Here is an 18930-nt window from a genome sequence, read left to right as displayed (position 1 = left end):
CCTTTGCCTTCTTTCCCGGGCGTGCCGGTGATCGGCGGCCCGCGCAACAGGAAACATGATGAGCAAGCGGATCTACTCGAGGATCGCGGGCACCGGCAGCTATTTGCCGGAAAAAGTCCTGACCAACGCCGACCTGGAAAAAATGGTCGAAACCTCGGACGAGTGGATCCAGTCGCGCACCGGCATTCGTGAACGGCACATCGCGGCCGAAGGCGAAACCACCAGCGACCTTGGCTACAACGCCGCCCTGCGCGCGCTGGAAGCCGCAGGCATCGACGCTTCGCAGCTCGACATGATCGTGGTCGGTACGACCACGCCTGACCTTATTTTCCCGTCCACCGCGTGCCTGATCCAGGCCAAGCTCGGTGTGGCCGGGTGCCCCGCCTTCGACGTCAACGCAGCCTGCTCGGGCTTCGTGTTCGCGCTGGGCGTGGCCGATAAATTCATCCGTTCCGGTGACTGCAAGCACGTGCTGGTGATCGGCACCGAAACGCTGACCCGCATGGTCGACTGGAACGATCGCACCACCTGCGTACTGTTCGGCGATGGCGCTGGCGCCGTCGTGCTCAAGGCCGACGAAGAGACCGGCATCCTCAGCACCCACCTGCATGCAGACGGCAGCAAGAAGGAACTGCTGTGGAACCCGGTCGGCGTCTCGAGCGGTTTCAAGGACGGCGCCAACGGTGGCGGCACCATCAACATGAAGGGCAACGACGTGTTCAAGTACGCCGTCAAGGCGCTGGACTCGGTCGTGGACGAGACCCTGGCCGCCAACGGCCTGGACAAGTCCGACCTGGATTGGCTGATTCCGCACCAGGCCAACCTGCGCATCATCGAAGCCACCGCCAAGCGCCTGGAGATGTCGATGGACCAGGTGGTGGTGACTGTCGACAAGCATGGCAATACCTCGTCCGGCTCGGTGCCGCTGGCGCTCGACGCCGCCGTGCGTTCGGGCAAGGTCGAGCGCGGCCAGCTGCTGCTGCTGGAGGCCTTCGGTGGTGGCTTCACGTGGGGTTCGGCTCTGTTGCGCTATTGATAGTGCAAGTTACGACAATGTGAAGCTTTGTCGTTGCGGCCCTCCGGGGCCGTAACGCGTTTAAGGAGGACCTGTCATGGTTGAGCCCATCGTCATCGAAGGGCAACGTGCCTGGCTGAAGCAGTACGGCAAGGGAAGCCGGGCGCTGGCCCTTGGCCTGCTCAATTTTGTTGCCCGTCGTTTCCACCTCGATGCCCTTCGTCCTCCTCCGCACCGTGGCGGCGACGCCGCACGCGAAACCGAGGCCCGCCGCCTTGCAGAACTGCAGGCGCAAGGTGTGAACGTGCCTGACGTGCTGGGCACCGGCCATGCCGCGCTCGTAATCGGCGACAACGGCAGCTCGTTCAATACCTGCCTGCGCCAGGCCGACGAGGCCGGTCGTGATCGGCTGGTCATGGCGGCGATGCAGGCCATTGCCGAAGCGCATGCGCGCGGCGCCTATTTCGGCCAGCCGTTGCCGCGCAACCTCACCTGGGATGGCGACAAGGTCGGTTTCATCGACTTCGAGGAAGATCCACTGGAAGTGATGGACCTGTCCGAAGCCCAGGCCCGCGACTGGCTGATGTTCGGCTATGGCGTGGCCAAGTACTATGCCGACCGCCCCGAGCACCTGCAGGCGATGATGGCCGAGGCGATGGGCGGTGCCCAGGCACCGGTGCGCGAGCACGTGCATGCGGTCAGTGGCCGCCTGCGCAGCCTGGCCCGGGTCTGCATGAAGCTGGGCCGTTCAGCGCGCGCGCTGGCCCATTCCATTTTCATCACCCATGGCGCCAGTACTGCGGGCGTGCTGATGCTGGTGGGGCTGTGCGTGGATTTCCTCGCCGACGGCGATCTGGACGTCCTGCAGCTGTTCTGCTGATCGTCGGCCGGGGTCAGATCCCATTTCCGGTGGAAAAGGGATCTGACCCTGTCATTGCTCCATACGCCTGCATACGCGCACGTACAGACGACACAGCGGATTCCCCCTTATCATGGCCCGCTTCGATTGCAACAAGCGGATGACCGCGTGACCGTATCCACCCTCGCTTTTGTCTTCCCCGGCCAGGGCTCGCAGTCTGTGGGCATGCTGGCCGAGCTGGCCGAACTGCACCCGCAGGTGCGTGAAGCCTTCACCGAGGCATCCGATGGTGCCGGTGTCGACCTGTGGGCGTTGTCCCAGGGCGGCCCGGAGGAAATGCTCAACCGTACCGAATACACCCAGCCGGCCCTGCTGGCCGCCAGCATCGGCGTGTGGCGCGCCTGGAACGCCGTGGGCGGTCCGCGCCCGTCGGTGCTGTCCGGCCACAGTCTGGGCGAGTACACCGCCCTGGTCGCCGCCGGCGCGCTGAGCCTGCATGACGGTGCGCACCTGGTGCGCCTGCGTGGCCAGCTGATGCAGGAAGCGGCACCGGCCGGTGTCGGGGCCATGGCCGCCGTGCTCGGTGCCGAAGACCAGCTGGTGCTGGACGTCTGCGCCGAAGCCGCAGGCAGCCAGGTGGTGGTGCCGGCCAACTTCAATTCGCCGGGCCAGATCGTGATCGGTGGCGACGCCGATGCGGTCGACCGTGCACTGGCGCTGCTGGCCGAGAAGGGCGTGCGCAAGGCGGTCAAGCTGGCTGTCAGCGTGCCCTCGCACACCCCGCTCATGCGCGAAGCCGCCAACCGCCTGGCCGAAGTGATGGCCGGCCTGTCCTGGCAGGCGCCGCAGCTGCCGGTGGTGCAGAACGTCGATGCCCAGGTGCACGACGGCGTGGACGCCATCCGCACCGCGCTGGTCCAGCAGCTGTACCAGCCGGTGCAGTGGACCGGTTGCGTGCAGGCGCTGGCCGCCCGCGGCATCACCCAGATCGCCGAGTGCGGCCCAGGCAAGGTGCTGACCGGCCTGGTCAAGCGCATCGACAAGGCCATCGACGGCCGTCCGCTGGCCACGCCGGGCGACTTCGAAGCCGCCCGCGAGGCATGGTCGGCCTGACCTTCCCTGTTCCTGCCGGCCGTACCGGTGGCCGCTGCAAGCGGCACGGTGCGGCGGCCGCTCCCGTCTGAGGAAAACATCATGAGCAAGCCCCTACAGGGTGAAATCGCACTGGTCACCGGTGCCAGCCGTGGCATTGGCGCCGCCATCGCCGATCTGCTGGCCGCCCAGGGCGCCACCGTCATCGGCACCGCCACCACCGAATCCGGCGCTGCCGCGATCGGCGACCGCCTGGCTGCCCACGGCGGTCACGGCCGCGCGCTGAACGTCACCGATGCCGCCGCGCTGGACAGCGTGCTCGATGGCATCGCCAAGGAATTCGGCCCGATCTCGATCCTGGTCAACAATGCCGGCATCACCCGCGACAACCTGCTGATGCGCATGAAGGACGAGGACTGGGCGTCGATCATCGACACCAACCTGACCAGCGTGTTCCGCACCAGCAAGGCGGTGATGCGCGGCATGATGAAGGCACGCAAGGGCCGCATCATCAACATCGCATCGGTGGTGGGCGTGACCGGCAACGCCGGCCAGGCCAACTACGCCGCGGCCAAGGCGGGCATCATCGGCTTCAGCAAGTCGCTGGCCAAGGAAATCGGTTCGCGCGGCGTCACCGTCAATGTTGTCGCACCTGGCTTCATCGACACCGACATGACCAAGGCGTTGCCGGAAGAAGCGCGCACCGCGCTGATCAACGACATCGCCCTCGAACGCCTGGGATCGCCGGAAGACATCGCCCATGCGGTGGCTTTCCTGGCCAGCCCGGCTGCCGGTTACATCACCGGCGAAACCCTCCATGTGAACGGCGGCATGTACATGCCGTAAGCAAGGGGCGCAGGGATTGCGCCGCAAGTGGTTGATCTGCGGGGGTTTTTGCTGCAATGCAAGGCCGCGCCGGTTTCCACTACACTATCCCACGGCCATCGCCCTTGATGGCGACCACTTTTGAACCACAACTCCATCTGGAGCGAGATCCCATGAGCACCATCGAAGAACGCGTCAAGAAAATCGTCGTCGAACAGCTTGGCGTCAAGGAAGAAGAAGTCACCAACAGCGCATCGTTCGTCGATGACCTGGGCGCTGACTCGCTGGACACCGTCGAGCTGGTGATGGCCCTGGAAGAAGAATTCGAGTGCGAGATCCCGGACGAAGAAGCCGAGAAGATCAGCACCGTGCAGGCCGCCATCGACTACATCAAGGCCCACGTCAAGGCCTGATGTCAGACGGCAGTGCGCGCGCGGGCTCACGCTCGCCGCGCACCGCACCCCATGGGGCCGCAGTTGCGGCCCCGTGTGTTTGGGCATCACACCGAAGCAAACCGTGTTACCCGATTGAACCTTCGGGTCAGGAGAATCAGCAATGAAGCGTCGCGTCGTCGTAACCGGCCTGGGTATCGTCTCGCCGTTGGGCAATGATCTGGCCAGCAGCTGGGAAGGCATCACCCACGGTCGTTCGGGCATCGGTCCGCTGACCAACATTTCTGATGCCTACCTGGATCGGTTCACCACCAAGATTGCAGGTGAGGTCAAGGGCTTTGACATCACCGCCGACAACGAACTGTTCGGCAAATTCCGGGTCAGCGGCAAGGATGCCAAGAAGATGGACCCGTTCATCCATTACGGCCTCGGTGCCTCGTTCATGGCCCTGCACGACTCGGGCCTGGAGATCACCGACGCCAATGCCGAGCGCATCGGCGCCATCGTCGGCGCCGGCATCGGCGGCCTGCTCGGCATCGAAGAGCAGACCATCGAGTTCCACGAGGGCAAGAAGATCTCGCCCTTCTACGTGCCCAAGACCATCATCAACATGCTGCCGGGCCAGCTGAGCATCATCACCGGCCTGAAGGGCCCGTCGTTCTCGGCAGTTTCGGCGTGCGCGACCTCGAACCATTCGATCGGTACCGCGATGCGCATGATCCAGTACGGCGACGCCGACGTGATGGTGGTCGGCGGTGCCGAACGTGGCTCCTCGCCGACCGCACTGGGTGGCTTCTGCGCAATGAAGGCCATGAGCACCCGCAATGACGCCCCGGAACAGGCTTCGCGCCCGTGGGACAAGGACCGTGACGGCTTCGTGCTGGGCGACGGCGCCGGCATCCTGATCCTGGAAGAGTACGAGCACGCCAAGGCGCGTGGCGCAAAGATCTACTGTGAACTGGCCGGCTTCGGCGCCAGCTCCGACGCGTACCACATGACCGCACCGAGCGAGAACGGCGAAGGCGCCGCGCGCTGCATGGTCATGGCCATGAAGGACGCGGGCGTGACCCCGGAACAGGTGGGTTACCTCAACGCGCACGGCACCTCCACGCCGCTGGGCGACCTGGGCGAGACCATGGCCATGAAGACCGCCTTCGGCGACCACGCCTACAAGATGATGGTCAGCTCCACCAAGTCGATGACCGGCCACCTGCTGGGCGCTGCTGGCGGCGTGGAAGCGATCTTCTCGGTGATGGCGCTGCAGGACAACGTCATTCCGCCGACCATCAACCTGCAGCAGCCGGGCGAAGGCTGCGACCTGGACTACGTGCCCAACGAAGCACGCCAGGCCAAGGTCGACGTGGTGATGTCCAATGGCTTCGGCTTCGGCGGCACCAACGGCACGCTGATCTTCAAGCGCGTCTGACCGAGTTGTAGCGTCGGGCCATGCTCGATGCCGCGTTCTACGGAGCCGCCGCAAGGCGGCTTCCGTGCATCTGAACCCCCGACCTGGCCGCCATGACCCACGCACCGCTGATCCACCCGCTGCCGCACCCGATCGATCTGCTGGCCCTGCAGCAGCATGACCCGGCGCGCTTCCCGCTGCTGATGGAATCCACTGCCTCGGGCACCGCCCAGGGCCGCTGGAGCCTGCTGCTGGCCACGCAGGGCGAGGGCCTGCGGCTGGACGCCGATGGCCAGGTGCGCGACTTGCAGGGTGCCGTGCAGCCCGGCACGTTCCTGCAGGCGCTGGATCGCGCCTGGCAGCACGAACGTCTGCCGCACGACGGCAGCCACAGCCTGCCGTTCCGTGGCGGCTGGGCGCTGATGCTGGACTACGAAGTGGCCAGCCAGATCGAACCGGTGCTGCCGGCGCGCGCGCGCGAGGACGGCCGCCCGACCGCGCTGGCGCTGCGCTGCCCGGCCGCGGTGCTGCACGACCACCAGAACGACGCCAGCTTCGTCATCGCCGAAGCCGGTGAGCAGACCCTGCTGGAGGCGCTGATGACCTTGGCGTCGCAGGCATTGCCGGAGGCCGGGCAGGGCTGGCAGCCGCCGCAGTCGGTCGGCGAGGATGCGCCACAGCGCTTCACCGATGGCGTGCGCCGGGTGATCGACTACCTGCGTGCCGGCGATGTGTTCCAGGTGAACCTGTCGCGGCGCTGGAGCGCGCAGTTCGCCGCGCCGGTCAGCCCGCAAGCGTTGTATGCGCAGCTGCGCCGTGCCAACCCCGCACCGTTCGCCGGGTTGTTCAGCGCGCACGGCCGCCACGTGGTCAGTTCCTCGCCGGAACGGCTGGTGTCGGTGCATGCCGGCCACGCGCAGACGCGTCCTATTGCCGGCACGCGTCCGCGCTTCGAGGGCGACGATGATGCCGCGCGCATCCAGGAACTGGTCGGCCACCCCAAGGAGCGTGCCGAGCACGTGATGCTGATCGACCTGGAGCGCAACGACCTGGGCCGTATCTGCCTGCCCGGTACCGTGGTGGTCGATGAGCTGATGACCGTGGAGAGCTACGCGCATGTGCACCACATCGTCAGCAACGTCAGCGGCCACCTGCGCCCGGAGGTCACGCCCGGCGAGGTGATCGCCGCCACGTTCCCGGGCGGCACCATCACCGGCTGCCCCAAGGTGCGCTGCATGCAGATCATCAGCGAGCTGGAGCAGGTGCCGCGTGGTGCCTACACCGGCGCGTTCGGCTGGCTGAACCGCGATGGCGACCTGGACCTGAACATCCTGATCCGCACCGCCGAAGTGGACGGCCAGGAGGTGAGCTTCCGCACCGGCGCCGGCATCGTGGTCGATTCGGACCCGGACAAGGAACTGGACGAGACCCGCGCCAAGGCCCGCGGCCTGCTGCGCGCGCTGGGCCAGCAGGGCTAGGCGTGCACCGGTAGTGCCGGCCGCTGGCCGGCAACCTCATTCATCCACGATCCACGCGATTGCCGGCCAGCGGCCGGCACTACCGTACCGGTGGGTGCCAGTGTTGTGGTGGGTGCCGACCGTTGGTCGGCACGCAGGCGCGACTCCGGTCATGACCCCAATCCACCGGCACGGTATCCTGCACGACGGAATCGAGTTCAGAGGTAGTCCATGGCGGGAGCCAAGCGCGGGTGTCTGTTCGTGGTAACGCTGGTGGTGGTGCTGGCCGCCGTCGTGGCCGGCGCGGGCGCGTGGTTCTTCTACCAGCAGACCCGGTTCGCCGATGCCCCGATCACCCCGACCGCCGAGAGCGTGGTCATCGCCAGCGGCGATGGCATGAACAGCGTGCTGCGCAAGCTGCGCGATGCCGGCGTGGACGAGGGCCAGGACACCCAGTGGCAACTGCTGGCGCGCCAGCTCGATGCGGCCGGCAAGCTGAAGGTGGGCGAGTACGCGCTCAGTGGCGAGCTGACCCCGCGCGAGCTGTTGCTGCGCATGCGCGCCGGCAAGGTGTTGCAGCACCGCGTCACCATTGTCGAGGGCTGGAACATCCGCCAGCTGCGTGCTGCACTCAAGCGCGCCGAGCCGCTGCTGCACACCACCGATACCCTGGATGACGCCGCGTTGATGCAGCGCCTCGGCTTCGGTGGCCAGCACCCGGAAGGCCGCTTCCTGCCGGAGACCTACGTCTACCAGCGCGGCGACAGTGATCTGGACGTGCTCAAGCGCGCCCACGCCGCAATGGAAAAGGCGCTGGACGAAGCCTGGGAAAGCCGCGCGCCGGACCTGCCGATCAACACGCCCTACGAACTGCTGACGCTGGCGTCGATCATCGAGAAGGAAACCGCGCTGGCCAGCGAGCGCCCGCAGATCGCCGGCGTGTTCATGCGCCGCCTGAAGATCGGCATGCGCCTGCAGACCGACCCGACCGTGATCTACGGCATCGGTGCTGCGTATGACGGCAACATCCGCCGCCGCGACCTGACCACCGATACGCCGTACAACACCTATACCCGTGCGGGCCTGACCCCGACCCCGATCGCCATGCCCAGTCGCGACGCGCTGATGGCCGCCGCGCAGCCGGCCGCCGGTGACGCGCTGTACTTCGTCGCCGTGGGCGACGGCAGCGGCGCGCACGTGTTCTCGCCCAGCCTGGAGCAGCACAACGCCGCCGTAGCCCGCTACCTGCAGCAGCTGCGCCAGCAACGTACCCAGGAGATCCCGGCGCAATGAGTCCCGCGCTGCTTCGTCACCCGCGTTTCGTCAGCCTGGAAGGCGGCGAGGGCGCGGGGAAGACCACCGCCATCAATGCCATCCGTGACTGCCTGCGCAGCCACGGCCACGAGGTGGTGCTGACCCGCGAGCCGGGCGGTACGCCACTGGCCGAGCGCATCCGCGGCCTGGTGCTGAAGCCTGATGCCGAGATCGCTGCCGAGCCGCTCAGCGCCGAAGCCGAGTTGCTGCTGGTGTTCGCCGCACGCGCCCAGCATGTGCGCCAGGTGATCCGGCCGGCGCTGCAGCGCGGTGCCTACGTGCTGAGCGATCGCTTCACCGATTCCAGCTACGCCTACCAGGGCGGCGGCCGTGGCCTGGATCCGCAGTGGATTGCCGACCTGGAGCGCCGCGCGGTCGGCCTGCTGCCGGGCCTGACCCTGCTGCTGGATGTGGATGTGGCGGTGGGCCGCGCCCGCGCGAATGGCCGTGACCTGTGGCCGGACCGCATCGAGAGCGAGCAGGACGATTTCTTCCAGCGCGTGCGCGCCGTGTTCCGCAGCCGCGCACAGCAGGACCCGCAGCGCTTCGCGCTGATTGACGCCGGCCAGGTGCAGGAACGCGTGGCCGCCGATGTGGTCGCACGTATCGAGCGTTGGCTGCAGGACGGGGAGGGCGCATGAGCACGTTTTCGCCGTGGCAGCAGCGCGCGTTCGACCAGACCGTGGCCGCGCTCGACGCCGGTCGCCTCGGTCATGGCCTGCTGATCTGCGGCCCGGCCGGGCTGGGCAAGCGCGAGGTGGCGCTGGCGCTGGCCGACCACGTGCTGGCGCAGGGTGATGCAACGCACGCCACGCGCACGCGCCAGCTGATCGCCGCCGGCACCCATCCGGACCTGCAGCTGGTCAGCTTCATTCCGAACAAGAGCGGCGACAAGCTGCGTACCGAGATCGTCATCGAGCAGGTGCGCGAGATCACCGACAAGCTGGCGCTGACCCCGCAGTACGGCGTGGCGCAGGTGGTGATCGTCGATCCGGCCGATGCGATCAACCGCTCGGCGGCCAATGCGCTGCTGAAGACGCTGGAGGAGCCGCAGCCCGGCCGCTACCTGTGGCTGATCAGCAGCGACCCGGCACGCCTGCCACAGACCATCCGCAGCCGCTGCCAGCGCCTGGAGTTCAAGCTGCCGCCCCAGCACGATGCACTGGCCTGGCTGCAGCAGCAGGGCCACAGTGAAGCATCGGCGCGCGAAGCGCTGGAGGCCGCCCGCGGCCATCCCGGCCAGGCCGACAACTGGCTGCGCGAAGACGGCCTGAGCCTGCGCCGCGAAGTCGGTCGAGATCTGGAACAGCTGGCCGCCGGCAAGACCGGTGCGGTGGAACTGGCGCAGAAGTGGTGCGGCGATGAAAACGCGGCATTGCGCCTACGCTTTGCCGCCGACCTGGCGCTGGCCCAGGCCAGCACCGATGCCTTGACCACGCCGGAGCGATTGCACAAGCTTGCAGCCTGGTTCGATGCGGCCAACCGCACCCGCGACCTGCTGCGCACCACGGTGCGTGCAGACCTTGCGGTGGTCGAGTTGCTGCTGGCCTGGAACAAGGTGAACGAGCGGCCTGCCGCAAGGGGAAATCGATGAGTGCCAGCAACGCCCGCCAGGGCATCCTGTCCCTGGCCGTGAAGGACAAGGCCGCGCTCTACAGCGCGTACATGCCGTTCGTGAAGAATGGCGGCATCTTCGTGCCCACACCCAAGCGCTATTTCCTGGGCGACGAGGTGTTCCTGCTGCTGACCCTGCCCGATTCCAGCGAGCGCCTGCCGGTGGCCGGCAAGGTGATCTGGGTGACCCCGGCCGGCGCGCAGGGCAACCGCACCGCCGGCATCGGCGTGCAGCTGGCCGACGGTGCCGAAGGCGAGGGCGTGCGCCACAAGATCGAAACCCTGCTGGCGGGCCTGACCGGTTCGGATAAGCCGACCCATACGATGTGAGGCGGTGCGGCGCGGTCCTGTAGAGCCGAGCCATGCTCGGCTCCTGTTGCCCGAAGACACCCGTGAACACGAATGTGAAAAACTGTTGACGGCCTCTGAAAAGCCCCTATAATGAGCGGCTCAGCAACACACCGGGCGGTTAGCTCAGCGGTAGAGCATTGCCTTCACACGGCAAGGGTCACAGGTTCGATCCCTGTACCGCCCACCATGTTGCAGAACGAAAGAAGCCTCCAGAAATGGGGGCTTTTTTGTTACCAGCGATCCAGCAAGATCAGCTGGAAGCACACGCCCTTTCAGCCGTGCCGCTCCAGCAACTCGCGCGCGATCATCGCCGTGGCATCCAGCAGGTCATGGCCGCTACCCGCCTGCACCACCACCGCCAATAGGCTACGGCCCACCTCGGCATTGCCGCTGGTCAGTTCCATCTCGCCCTCAAAGCACAGATCGGCCAACCATTCATGGGCCTGCTGCAGCCCGCGCTTGCGGACGCGGCGGAACTCCGCGAGCAGCTTCGCCTGGCCGGCCTCACGCTCGCCATCGGCAAGCAGGCCGATGGCTCCGCCGTGCGCTGCGCGCCAGAGGGCCGGTAGCGGGCGACCGTTCGCGTCCACCACGTCCGGCGAGAACTGCGCGCAGTACATTTCGTAGCGTTTGCCCGCTGTGCTGCGGGGCACGATGCCGGCTTCGGCCAGCAGGCGTTCGGCTTCATCCAGTGTGCTGAACTTCAGGCGCAGCAGTGCAGGGCGGCTCAGCTGTTGTGCCAGCGCGTGCTGGTTGGCAGCGAACCAGACGTTCCAGCCCACGGTTGCGCGGCCTTCCAGTGCGGCCTTGAAGTATTCCAGGTGTTCGGCGTCCATTGCAGTCTCCTGCGCTCCCTGCGCGATTGTAGCGGGAGCATATCCGGGCCGGTCAGGCGTCGCCGCCGGAGAGGCAATGATGCGCCTCGCGCACCAGTTGTCGTGCGGCCACGATCAGTCCGTCGATATGGAAGGCGCCCAACTGTTCGTCCGGGCCGCCTTCGTTGCGCGCATGGTCGGCGGCCTGCAGCAGATCGAGTACTGCGCTGAGCCCAGACATCGAGCGGCGCAGGGAGGCGTGGTTGCTGGCACCGAGAGTGAGGCTGTTGCACGGCTGTCCGTCATCACCGTCGGCATGGTTGATCGCATTGAGACGGGCGAAGAACGTGGCCGACTGCGCCGGCAGGTTCTGTTCGTTCAGTGCGCACTCGATCTCGCGTGCGAGGTCTTCGGGCACATCGGCGGCGACGTCGCCGATCAGGGTATGCAGGCGGGAATGGACGGCGGTGTGGTTGGTCATGGCGAAACCCTCACTGGCATAGGACCACCTTCCGGAGTGAAGGTGGCGGACGGTGCGGGTTGGCGTACCAAGGCAAACGAACTCCCATCGAGAAGAAGGCCTGGCGGATCTGTCGATCCCCACGCACCGGCCGCCATGGAGGCAATCGATACATTTTCTCTGCTGCGGCGCAAACCGCAGCGATGGGTGTTCATTCGTTTATTCGAGACGCCAATCCCGGCCAAGGCGTCTTGCCTCGGCATGGCGATCTTCAAGCCGGGCAATCACATCGGTCTGTAAGGGAAATTCTCAACTGTCCCTAGGCAGGCCAGACGTTTCCCGTTGTGTGTCGTCCGACACCTGCAAGTAGTGCGGCCCATCACTGATGGCGCGCATCGCCGCCCCTGCCGACCGTGCACGAGACGACTCCAGAGCGGCGCCGCCACGGCAATCGCGTCACCCCGCGCGGCGGACGCGGGACCATGCCACGCGTGGAGCCAGAGGGTTCCATCCCTGTGCTGTCCCACCGCCCCGGGCAGGCGTAGTCTCAGCCTGTCGTCGTACCCATCCACTCTGGAGTGCCACCATGCCGCTCGCCCGCATCGATCTTCGCAAAGGCAAATCCGCCGACTACCTGCAACGCGTCGGCGAAACCATCTACCAGGCCATGCGCGCGGTGGGCGTGCCGGAAAATGATCGCTTCCAGATCTTCCAGGAACACGCGCCCGGCACGCTGATCTACGACCCCGGCTACCTGGGCGTGGATCGCACCGACGACTTCATCTGCATCCAGATCACCTGGAACGAAGGGCGCACGCTGGAGCAGAAAAAGGCGTTGTACCTGGGCATTGCCGATGGCCTGCATGCGGCAGTGGGCATCCGTCGCGAAGACGTGTTCATCAATCTGGTGGAAGTGAAGCGGGAAAATTGGTCGTTTGGTAATGGTGTGGCCCAGTACGTGAGTTGATGGGCGAAAAGCATCCACGCATGGCGTGGATCTACTGAATGGAGGGCGTGCGCGGGGGAGGGCAGTCCTGCGTCACCGTGTCGCAGGGGGTAAACCCTGAACGGGGTCCAAGGTTGGCCATGGCCCCGTAGAATGGCGACGTGCGCCGTTCTGTTCTCCACCGCCGGTTCCAGGCCCTGGCATGGCTTGCCATGCTGCTGGTGCTGCTTGCCCCGCTGGTGAGCCGCTGGCTGGCGCATGGTCACGTGGCTGCCGCTGCGCCGGTGGCGGCCATGGACCACGCAATGCAGGCAGAACATGCGCAGCACGCGTTGGAAGGGCACCACGACCATCACGCGATTGCGATGCCGCACGGCGAGGCTACAAAGAAGCCCGCTGCCGATCCACACGCCGATCATGAAATGGGCGTGGACTGCGATTACTGCCTGATCGCTGCACGGCTGATCACCCTGCTGGTGGCGGCCGTGCTGCTGTTGGCGCAGATGGCACCGGTGTGCCGCGCGTTGCGCGGTGCGGTGCAGGCGTTGCCGCAACGGATCAGCGGCACATTGGGAGCGCGTGGGCCGCCGGCCTTGATGGCCGTCTGAGCCGCACGCGCGTTGCACTGAACGTTCTTCCATGAGGTTGCCGGCCACGGCCGGTGCCCGCACGCGCGTGTCTGTCCGTTTCTGATTGCTGCCTGCCATTGCGGGGTGGCCTTGCATGCCGTGAAAAAATGAAAACGAACCCCAACCCCGCGCGCCCGCGCCGGGCGACGCTGCCTGTCCTGTGCGCGTTGCTCCTGCATGCCGCGCCCCTGCTTGCCGCCGACGCGGCACCCCCGACCACGCTGGAGACCGTGCGGGTGGTCGATACTCGCAGCGGCGAGCTGTCCTCCACCGCCAGCGCCGGCTCTGCATTGGGCCTGAGCGTGCTGCAGACGCCGGCCAGCCTGACGGTAATTTCGCGCGAACAGCTGGGTCAGCGCGGCGACAGCAACCTCAACGATGCGATCAGCCGAGCGGGTGCGATCAGTGCAATGCCGCATCCGGGCAATGGCCTGAGTGCGCTGTCCAGCCGCGGCTTCACCGACGGTGCTTCGGTGATGCGGCTGTACGACGGGCTGCGACAGTACGGCGGCGTGGGCATCACCTTCCCGTTCGATACCTGGTCGATCGAGCGCATCGAAGTGCTGCGCGGCTCGGCCTCTGTCATCCATGGCGATGGTGCGATCGGCGGGGTGATCAACATCGTGCCGAAGAAGCCCACGCGCGGCGCCATCGAAAACGAGATCAGCGTAACCGTGGGCAGCGAGGACACCGCGCGCCTGGGCTTCGGCAGCGGTGGCGCGCTGTCGCCCGAGCTGGCCTACCGGCTGGATGTGAGTGGCAACTACAGCGGTGGCTGGGTTGATCGTGGGCGCAACAGCGACGCGACATTCTCCGGTGCGTTGCTGTGGCAGCCACGTGCGGACCTGCAGCTGACGCTCACCCATGCGCAGGGCTACCAGCAACCCATGCGCTACTTCGGCACGCCGCTGGTCGAGGGCCGCCAACTGGAGGCGCTGCGCCACCGCAACTACAACGTCGATGACAGCGAGATCCGCTTCCGCGACCGCTGGACCCAGCTCGACGCGCTGTGGACACCGAACGCGAACGTGGAATGGCGAACCCGCGTCTACCAGATCGACAGCCAGCGTGATTGGCGCAATGCCGAGGCCTATGTCTACAACCGCGCTACCGGCTTGATCGATCGCTCGGGCAATACCGAGATCACCCACAACCAGGACCAGACCGGACTGACCTCGACGCTGCGCGTGCAGGGAACGGCGGGTGGCCTGCAGAACAACTTCGCGGTGGGCCTGGATGCCAACCGCGCGCACTTCAAGCACACCAACAACACCTATGCCGGCAGCTCGGGCCCGGTCGATCCGTTCGATCCGGTGCCGGGCCAGTTCGCCAGCGACGCGCCGAACCTGCCGCGCTACCGCAACCGTGCCGAGCAGTACGCGCTGTTCGTGGAAGACCGGCTGGCGCTGAGCGAGCGCTGGTCGGTGCTGGGTGGCCTGCGCCGCGACCGCGCGCGCATTGATCGCACCGATCTGATCAGCGGCCAGAACGCGTTCTCGAAAACCTACAGCAGCACCGGCTGGCGTGCGGGTACGGTATTCGCGCTGCAGCCGACGCTGAGCCTGTATGCGCAGTACTCGCAGGCGGCAGATCCGGTCAGCGGGCTGCTGATGATCAGCCCCGCGAATGGAGCATTCGATCTGGCCAAGGGGCGGCAGATCGAGGTGGGCCTGAAGCAGGCCTTCGACGGTGGCGAGTGGACGCTGGCGGCGTACTGCATCCGCAAGACCGGGCTGCTCAGCCGCGATCCGCTGGTGCCGGATCGCCGCGTGCAGGTGGGCGCGCAGACCTCGCGCGGTATTGAAGCGTCGTTGACTTGGAACGTCGCGCCGCACTGGACGCTGGATGCCAACGCGACGGTGCTGAAGGCCGAATTCGAGGACTTCCTGGAAACCACGGGTTCGCCGGCGGTGCTGGTATCGCGTGATGGCAACGTGCCGCCGAACGTAGCCGAGCGCCTGGCCAGTATGAGGCTGAGCTGGCAGTTCGCACCGGACTGGAGTGCGGCGGGTGGCGTGCGTTACGTCGGCAAGCGCTACGCCGACAACGCCAACACACTGGAGCTGCCCGGCTACAGCACCACCGACCTGGCACTGACCTGGCAGGCGGCACCGCGCACGCGGCTGTCCGCGCGGTTGTTCAACGTGTTCGACAAGGCGTACTACGCCACCGCGTACTACACCAGCACGCAATGGCTGCTGGGTGCGGACCGGCGCGTCGAATTCACCGTCGACCATCGCTTCTGAGGGCGCTGGCGATGACGTTGCGTTCCACCGCCAAGCGCTGGACCTACTTGGTGCATCGCTGGCTGGGCATCGGCGGATGCCTGCTGATGCTGCTGTGGTTCGTCAGCGGCATGGTGATGCTGTTCATTGGTTACCCGAAGCTGACGCCCGGCGAGCGGCTGGCGGCGTTGCCGGTGCTGGGTGAGGCCCGCGACCTGCAGGGGCTGTCTGTACTGCCTGCCGCCGTGCAGGCCGAGCCGGAGGCCGTGGCACTGACGACGCTGCGCGGCGAGCCAGCGTATGTGGTGCGAAGCGGCGGCAACGTGGGCGCCTGGTCTGCGCGCACCGGCAAGGTTCTGCTGCCGGTGTCGGCACAGCGCGCCGAAGCATCCGCTGCGCAGTTTGCTGGCGGCCAGGCGTTCGTCGGCGCGATGCGCGTGGATGAGGATCGCTGGACGCACTCGCGCGCGCTGGACGCGCACCGGCCGCTGTACCGGGTGGAGGTAGGGGGCGCGCAGCCGGGTGACCTGTATGTGTCCTCGCACACCGGCGAAGCGGTGCTGGACGCACCGCATGTGCAGCAGCGTTGGAACTATGTGGGTGCCTGGCTGCACTGGCTGTACTTCCTGCGCATGCAGTCGGTGGACCCGGTGTGGACGTGGGTGGTGATCGTGTTGTCCGCGCTGTGCACGGTGGCCGCAGTCAGCGGCATCGTGGTCGGTGTGTGGCGCTGGCGTTTCCGTGGTCACTACCGTTCGGGTGCGAAGACGCCATACGTCGAACCATGGATGCGCTGGCACCATCTGATCGGGCTGGTGGCTGCAGCGTTCGTGTTCACCTGGATCTTCAGCGGGCTGATGTCGATGAACCCGTTGGGCGTCTTGAGCAGCACGCGCGAGGCGATCGACGGCGGACGTTATCGTGGTGGCACGGTGGCGGTGGATGGCGCATTGGGTGAACCGACGGCGCTGCTGACGGCCGTCGAGGCCGAGCGGTTTATGCCCGTGGAGATCCAGTGGCGACGCATCGGTGGCGAGCTGTTCGCGGTGCTGCTGGACGGACAGGGCGAGACCCGTATCGTGTCCGGCAGCAATGGGCATCTGCAGGTTGCGCGGTTGCTGCCGGCCGGGTGGCTGCAGCAGAAGGTGCGGGCGCTGTCGGATGCGCCCATGCAGGGGTACTGGGTCCAGCACGCAGCGGATGCGTACTTCTACCCACGTGCACCTGAAGCCATGAACGGCGCAGCGGTGCGCCGCTTCCCGGTGGCGGTGGTCGACTTTGGCGATGCCGAGGCGACGCGCGTCTATCTCGATCTGGCGACCGGCGATCCATTGCTGACGATGGGGTATCGCGAGCGGGTGGGGCGTTGGCTGTTCTGCTTCCTGCACAGCTGGGACCTGCCTGCGATGCTGCGCTTCGACACCGCCCGGTTGGCTGTTCTGCTGCTGTTGAGCGTTGCGGGCACTGCGTTGTGTGCAACGGCCACGGTGATCGGCTGCCGCCGGTTGCGGATGAAGCTGCGGCGCAGGCGGCGTTGATGCCTTGGGCTACACCCGCAGCCAACGCGTGGACATCGCCACCAGCAACAAGGCCGTGGCAACGCCGATGAATGCGGCGATCAGGCCGAAATGGTTGGCGGCGAAGCCGATCAGCGCCGGTCCGGCAAGGATGCCGGCGAAGCCCAGCGTGGAAACGGCGGTGATCGCCAGCGCACCCGGCATGCGGGTCTGGTGGCCGGCCAGCGAGAACAGCGCCGGCGCGATGTTGGCGCAGCCAAGGCCGACCAGCACATAGCCCGCCAGCGACGCCTGCCATGGCGTGACCAGGGTCAGCACCAGCACGCCAGCGGCAGCAAGCAGAGCGCCGAGAACGATCGCGCGCTGGCGGCCCACGCGCGCCACCAGTGCATCGCCGAACAGGCGGGCGATGGTCATGGTCAGGGTGAAGGTCACATAGCCGACGCCGGCGAGGCTGGCATCGACGCGACGCACATCGCTGAGGAACACCGCGCTCCAATCCAGCATCGCACCTTCGCCGAGGAACGCAACGAACGCCAGTACGCCGATGAACAGCACGATGCCGTGTGGCAGGGCCAGCATCGGTGTGTCGTGCGGCATGCGTTCGCTGTGCCAGTACGCCGCTGACAGCAGCAACGCCAGCAGCATGGCGCCGACGCCGATCAGCACCGATGCCAAGGGCGGCAGCTGTGCGGACAGCAGCACGGTCATGGTGGCCGCGCCGAGGAAGCCACCGATGCTGAAGAAGGCATGGAAGCCGGACATCATCACGCGCCGTGCTTCGCGCTCGACGATGACGGCCTGTACGTTCATCGTGCAGTCCATCGCGCCCACGGCGGCGCCGAACACGAACAGGACCAGCCCGAGTGTCCAGGCCGAACCGGCCAGTGCCAGGCCGGGCACGGTCAGGCAGATCAGCAGGCTGCTGGCCACCATCACCCGGCGGCAGCCGAGGCGCGCGGCCAGCACGCCGGACAACGGCATTGCCAGCAGCGAACCGGCACCGAGGCAGAGCAGCACCAGCCCCAGCGTGGCGTCGTTGATCCCGGTGCGTGCCTTTGCGAACGGCACCAGGGTGGCCCACAGCGCGGTGGCGAAGCCGGGAATGAAGAACGCAGCGCGGGTCGCGTGCTGTTCGGCACGCGCGCGGTTGGCAACGGACATGAGCGGTACGGTCAGGGGGGAGTGGGGTGTACCGCGATGCCTGCGGCGCGGAAGCGTGCCGCCAATGCGGGCGGTGCGGTGGTGGTCAGCACCAGGTCGTCGATCTCGTCGAGGCTGGCAATCTGCCAGTTGCCGCGTGCACCCAGCTTTTCAGTCGTTGCGGCGACGATGACACGGCTGCTGCAGGCCACCATCGCGCGCTTCAGCGTGGCTTCTTCCGCATCCATTGCCCACACGCCGGTGTCGCCGTCCACCGCGCAGGGGCCGGGCAGGTACACATCGGCGCGCAGGCGCTGCACCTGGGCCAGTGCTTCGGCGCCGACCGCGCCGCCACCGCTGGCCAGGCGCCCGCCGATCAGCTGCACCGAGGTGCCTTCAAGCAGGCTGGCGGCCGTGGCGATCTGTGGCGCGTTGGTGATCACCGTCAAGCCGAGGGCGGCCGGCAACTGCTGGGCGATCACCAGGTTGGTTGAACCAGCGTCGAGCAGTACGACCTGGCCGGGTTGCAGCAACGCGCAGACGCGGGCGGCCAGCTCGGCCTTGTCGCCGCGGTCGCGGGTCAGCCGCTCGCGCAGCGGGCGTTCCTTGGGCGGTGGCAGTACGGCGCCACCGTAGACGCGCTGGCACAGGCCCTGCGCGGCCAGCTCGCGCAGGTCGCGGCGGATCGAATCTTCGGACACGGCATAGCGGCGCGCCAGCTCGGCGGCAACCACGCGGCCCTGCTGGCGCAGTTCCTCCAGGATCTGCCGGGTGCGCTGGGCGGGGAGGGGGCTGGGATCGGAGCTCATGCTGCAAGTCTGCACGTTCGTGCATTAACGTGCAACAACGTGCATGCTGCGTTGGGGGGACG

20 protein-coding genes and 1 tRNA gene are annotated in these 18930 nt (G+C 66.9%); 17 read left to right on the top strand and 4 right to left on the bottom strand.

The window, feature by feature from the left end; all coding sequences use genetic code 11:
- Window positions 1-58 precede the first annotated feature (58 nt).
- The 12 genes from G370_RS0104215 to G370_RS0104160 all read left to right on the top strand — a co-directional run bounded on the left by G370_RS0104215 (window position 59) and on the right by G370_RS0104160 (window position 10511).
- On the top strand, window positions 59-1036 hold the full coding sequence (locus tag G370_RS0104215; protein ID WP_019659500.1) for a beta-ketoacyl-ACP synthase III: 978 nt from the start codon (window positions 59-61) through the stop codon (window positions 1034-1036).
- Between the two features lie 76 nt (window positions 1037-1112).
- On the top strand, window positions 1113-1895 hold the full coding sequence (locus G370_RS0104210) for a BUD32 family EKC/KEOPS complex subunit (protein ID WP_019659499.1): 783 nt from the start codon (window positions 1113-1115) through the stop codon (window positions 1893-1895).
- Between the two features lie 147 nt (window positions 1896-2042).
- Window positions 2043-2987 (top strand): ACP S-malonyltransferase, encoded by a 945-nt coding sequence (fabD, locus tag G370_RS0104205; protein WP_019659498.1) that lies wholly within the window; start codon window positions 2043-2045, stop codon window positions 2985-2987.
- A gap of 81 nt (window positions 2988-3068) precedes the next feature.
- Window positions 3069-3812, top strand: coding sequence for a 3-oxoacyl-ACP reductase FabG (gene fabG / locus G370_RS0104200; RefSeq protein WP_019659497.1), 744 nt, complete (start codon window positions 3069-3071; stop codon window positions 3810-3812).
- A 152-nt stretch (window positions 3813-3964) separates the two neighbouring features.
- Window positions 3965-4204: an acyl carrier protein gene (gene acpP, locus G370_RS0104195; protein WP_005415509.1), complete on the top strand. Its 240-nt coding sequence runs from the start codon at window positions 3965-3967 to the stop codon at window positions 4202-4204.
- A gap of 142 nt (window positions 4205-4346) precedes the next feature.
- Complete coding sequence (fabF, locus tag G370_RS0104190; protein WP_019659496.1) at window positions 4347-5609, top strand: beta-ketoacyl-ACP synthase II; 1263 nt, start codon at window positions 4347-4349, stop codon at window positions 5607-5609.
- Between the two features lie 92 nt (window positions 5610-5701).
- Window positions 5702-7066, top strand: a complete 1365-nt coding sequence (locus tag G370_RS0104185; RefSeq protein ID WP_019659495.1) for an aminodeoxychorismate synthase component I — start codon at window positions 5702-5704, stop codon at window positions 7064-7066.
- 210 nt (window positions 7067-7276) lie between these two features.
- On the top strand, window positions 7277-8338 hold the full coding sequence (gene mltG / locus G370_RS0104180; protein WP_019659494.1) for an endolytic transglycosylase MltG: 1062 nt from the start codon (window positions 7277-7279) through the stop codon (window positions 8336-8338).
- Complete coding sequence (gene tmk, locus G370_RS0104175; RefSeq protein ID WP_019659493.1) at window positions 8335-9000, top strand: dTMP kinase; 666 nt, start codon at window positions 8335-8337, stop codon at window positions 8998-9000. The genes mltG and tmk overlap by 4 nt, the downstream gene beginning before the upstream one ends.
- Window positions 8997-9953 carry a DNA polymerase III subunit delta' gene (locus G370_RS0104170; RefSeq protein WP_019659492.1) on the top strand — a complete coding sequence of 319 codons (957 nt, stop codon included), beginning with the start codon at window positions 8997-8999 and terminating at the stop codon, window positions 9951-9953. The genes tmk and G370_RS0104170 overlap by 4 nt, the downstream gene beginning before the upstream one ends.
- Window positions 9950-10303 (top strand): PilZ domain-containing protein, encoded by a 354-nt coding sequence (locus tag G370_RS0104165; RefSeq protein ID WP_005412452.1) that lies wholly within the window; start codon window positions 9950-9952, stop codon window positions 10301-10303. Before G370_RS0104170 ends, G370_RS0104165 begins: the two co-directional genes overlap by 4 nt.
- Before the next feature lie 133 nt (window positions 10304-10436).
- Window positions 10437-10511, top strand: a tRNA-Val gene (locus tag G370_RS0104160).
- An 85-nt stretch (window positions 10512-10596) separates the two neighbouring features.
- Here G370_RS0104160 and G370_RS0104155 read toward each other — a convergent pair.
- Window positions 10597-11160: a hypothetical protein gene (locus tag G370_RS0104155; RefSeq protein ID WP_019659491.1), complete on the bottom strand. Its 564-nt coding sequence runs from the start codon at window positions 11158-11160 to the stop codon at window positions 10597-10599.
- Window positions 11161-11212: 52 nt separating this feature from the next.
- Window positions 11213-11620, bottom strand: coding sequence for a hypothetical protein (locus G370_RS0104150; RefSeq protein WP_019659490.1), 408 nt, complete (start codon window positions 11618-11620; stop codon window positions 11213-11215).
- Between the two features lie 135 nt (window positions 11621-11755).
- On the opposite strand from G370_RS0104150, the gene G370_RS1000000121570 reads away from it, so the two are divergent.
- The 5 genes from G370_RS1000000121570 (at window position 11756) to G370_RS0104125 (ending at window position 16937) form a co-directional block, all read left to right on the top strand.
- Window positions 11756-11899, top strand: a complete 144-nt coding sequence (locus G370_RS1000000121570; protein WP_019659489.1) for a hypothetical protein — start codon at window positions 11756-11758, stop codon at window positions 11897-11899.
- 286 nt (window positions 11900-12185) lie between these two features.
- A complete protein-coding gene (locus G370_RS0104140; RefSeq protein WP_019659488.1) occupies window positions 12186-12566 on the top strand; it encodes a tautomerase family protein in 381 nt (126 codons plus the stop codon).
- Window positions 12567-12757: 191 nt separating this feature from the next.
- The gene (locus tag G370_RS0104135; RefSeq protein WP_019659487.1) at window positions 12758-13153 is read left to right on the top strand and encodes a DUF2946 family protein; all 396 of its coding nucleotides are present in this window, start codon (window positions 12758-12760) and stop codon (window positions 13151-13153) included.
- A 128-nt stretch (window positions 13154-13281) separates the two neighbouring features.
- Window positions 13282-15420: a TonB-dependent receptor gene (locus tag G370_RS0104130; protein ID WP_019659486.1), complete on the top strand. Its 2139-nt coding sequence runs from the start codon at window positions 13282-13284 to the stop codon at window positions 15418-15420.
- A gap of 11 nt (window positions 15421-15431) precedes the next feature.
- Complete coding sequence (locus G370_RS0104125; protein ID WP_019659485.1) at window positions 15432-16937, top strand: PepSY domain-containing protein; 1506 nt, start codon at window positions 15432-15434, stop codon at window positions 16935-16937.
- A gap of 9 nt (window positions 16938-16946) precedes the next feature.
- On the opposite strand, the gene G370_RS0104120 is transcribed toward G370_RS0104125, so the two are convergent.
- Together G370_RS0104120 and G370_RS0104115 are read right to left on the bottom strand one after the other, a co-directional pair.
- Window positions 16947-18080, bottom strand: coding sequence for an MFS transporter (locus tag G370_RS0104120; RefSeq protein WP_019659484.1), 1134 nt, complete (start codon window positions 18078-18080; stop codon window positions 16947-16949).
- Between the two features lie 11 nt (window positions 18081-18091).
- Window positions 18092-18868 carry a DeoR/GlpR family DNA-binding transcription regulator gene (locus tag G370_RS0104115; protein WP_019659483.1) on the bottom strand — a complete coding sequence of 259 codons (777 nt, stop codon included), beginning with the start codon at window positions 18866-18868 and terminating at the stop codon, window positions 18092-18094.
- Window positions 18869-18930 lie beyond the last annotated feature (62 nt).

This window comes from Stenotrophomonas hibiscicola ATCC 19867, assembly GCF_000382065.1.
Classification (GTDB): Bacteria; Pseudomonadota; Gammaproteobacteria; order Xanthomonadales; family Xanthomonadaceae; genus Stenotrophomonas; species Stenotrophomonas hibiscicola.
This window is presented reverse-complemented; position numbering and strand designations above follow the sequence as displayed.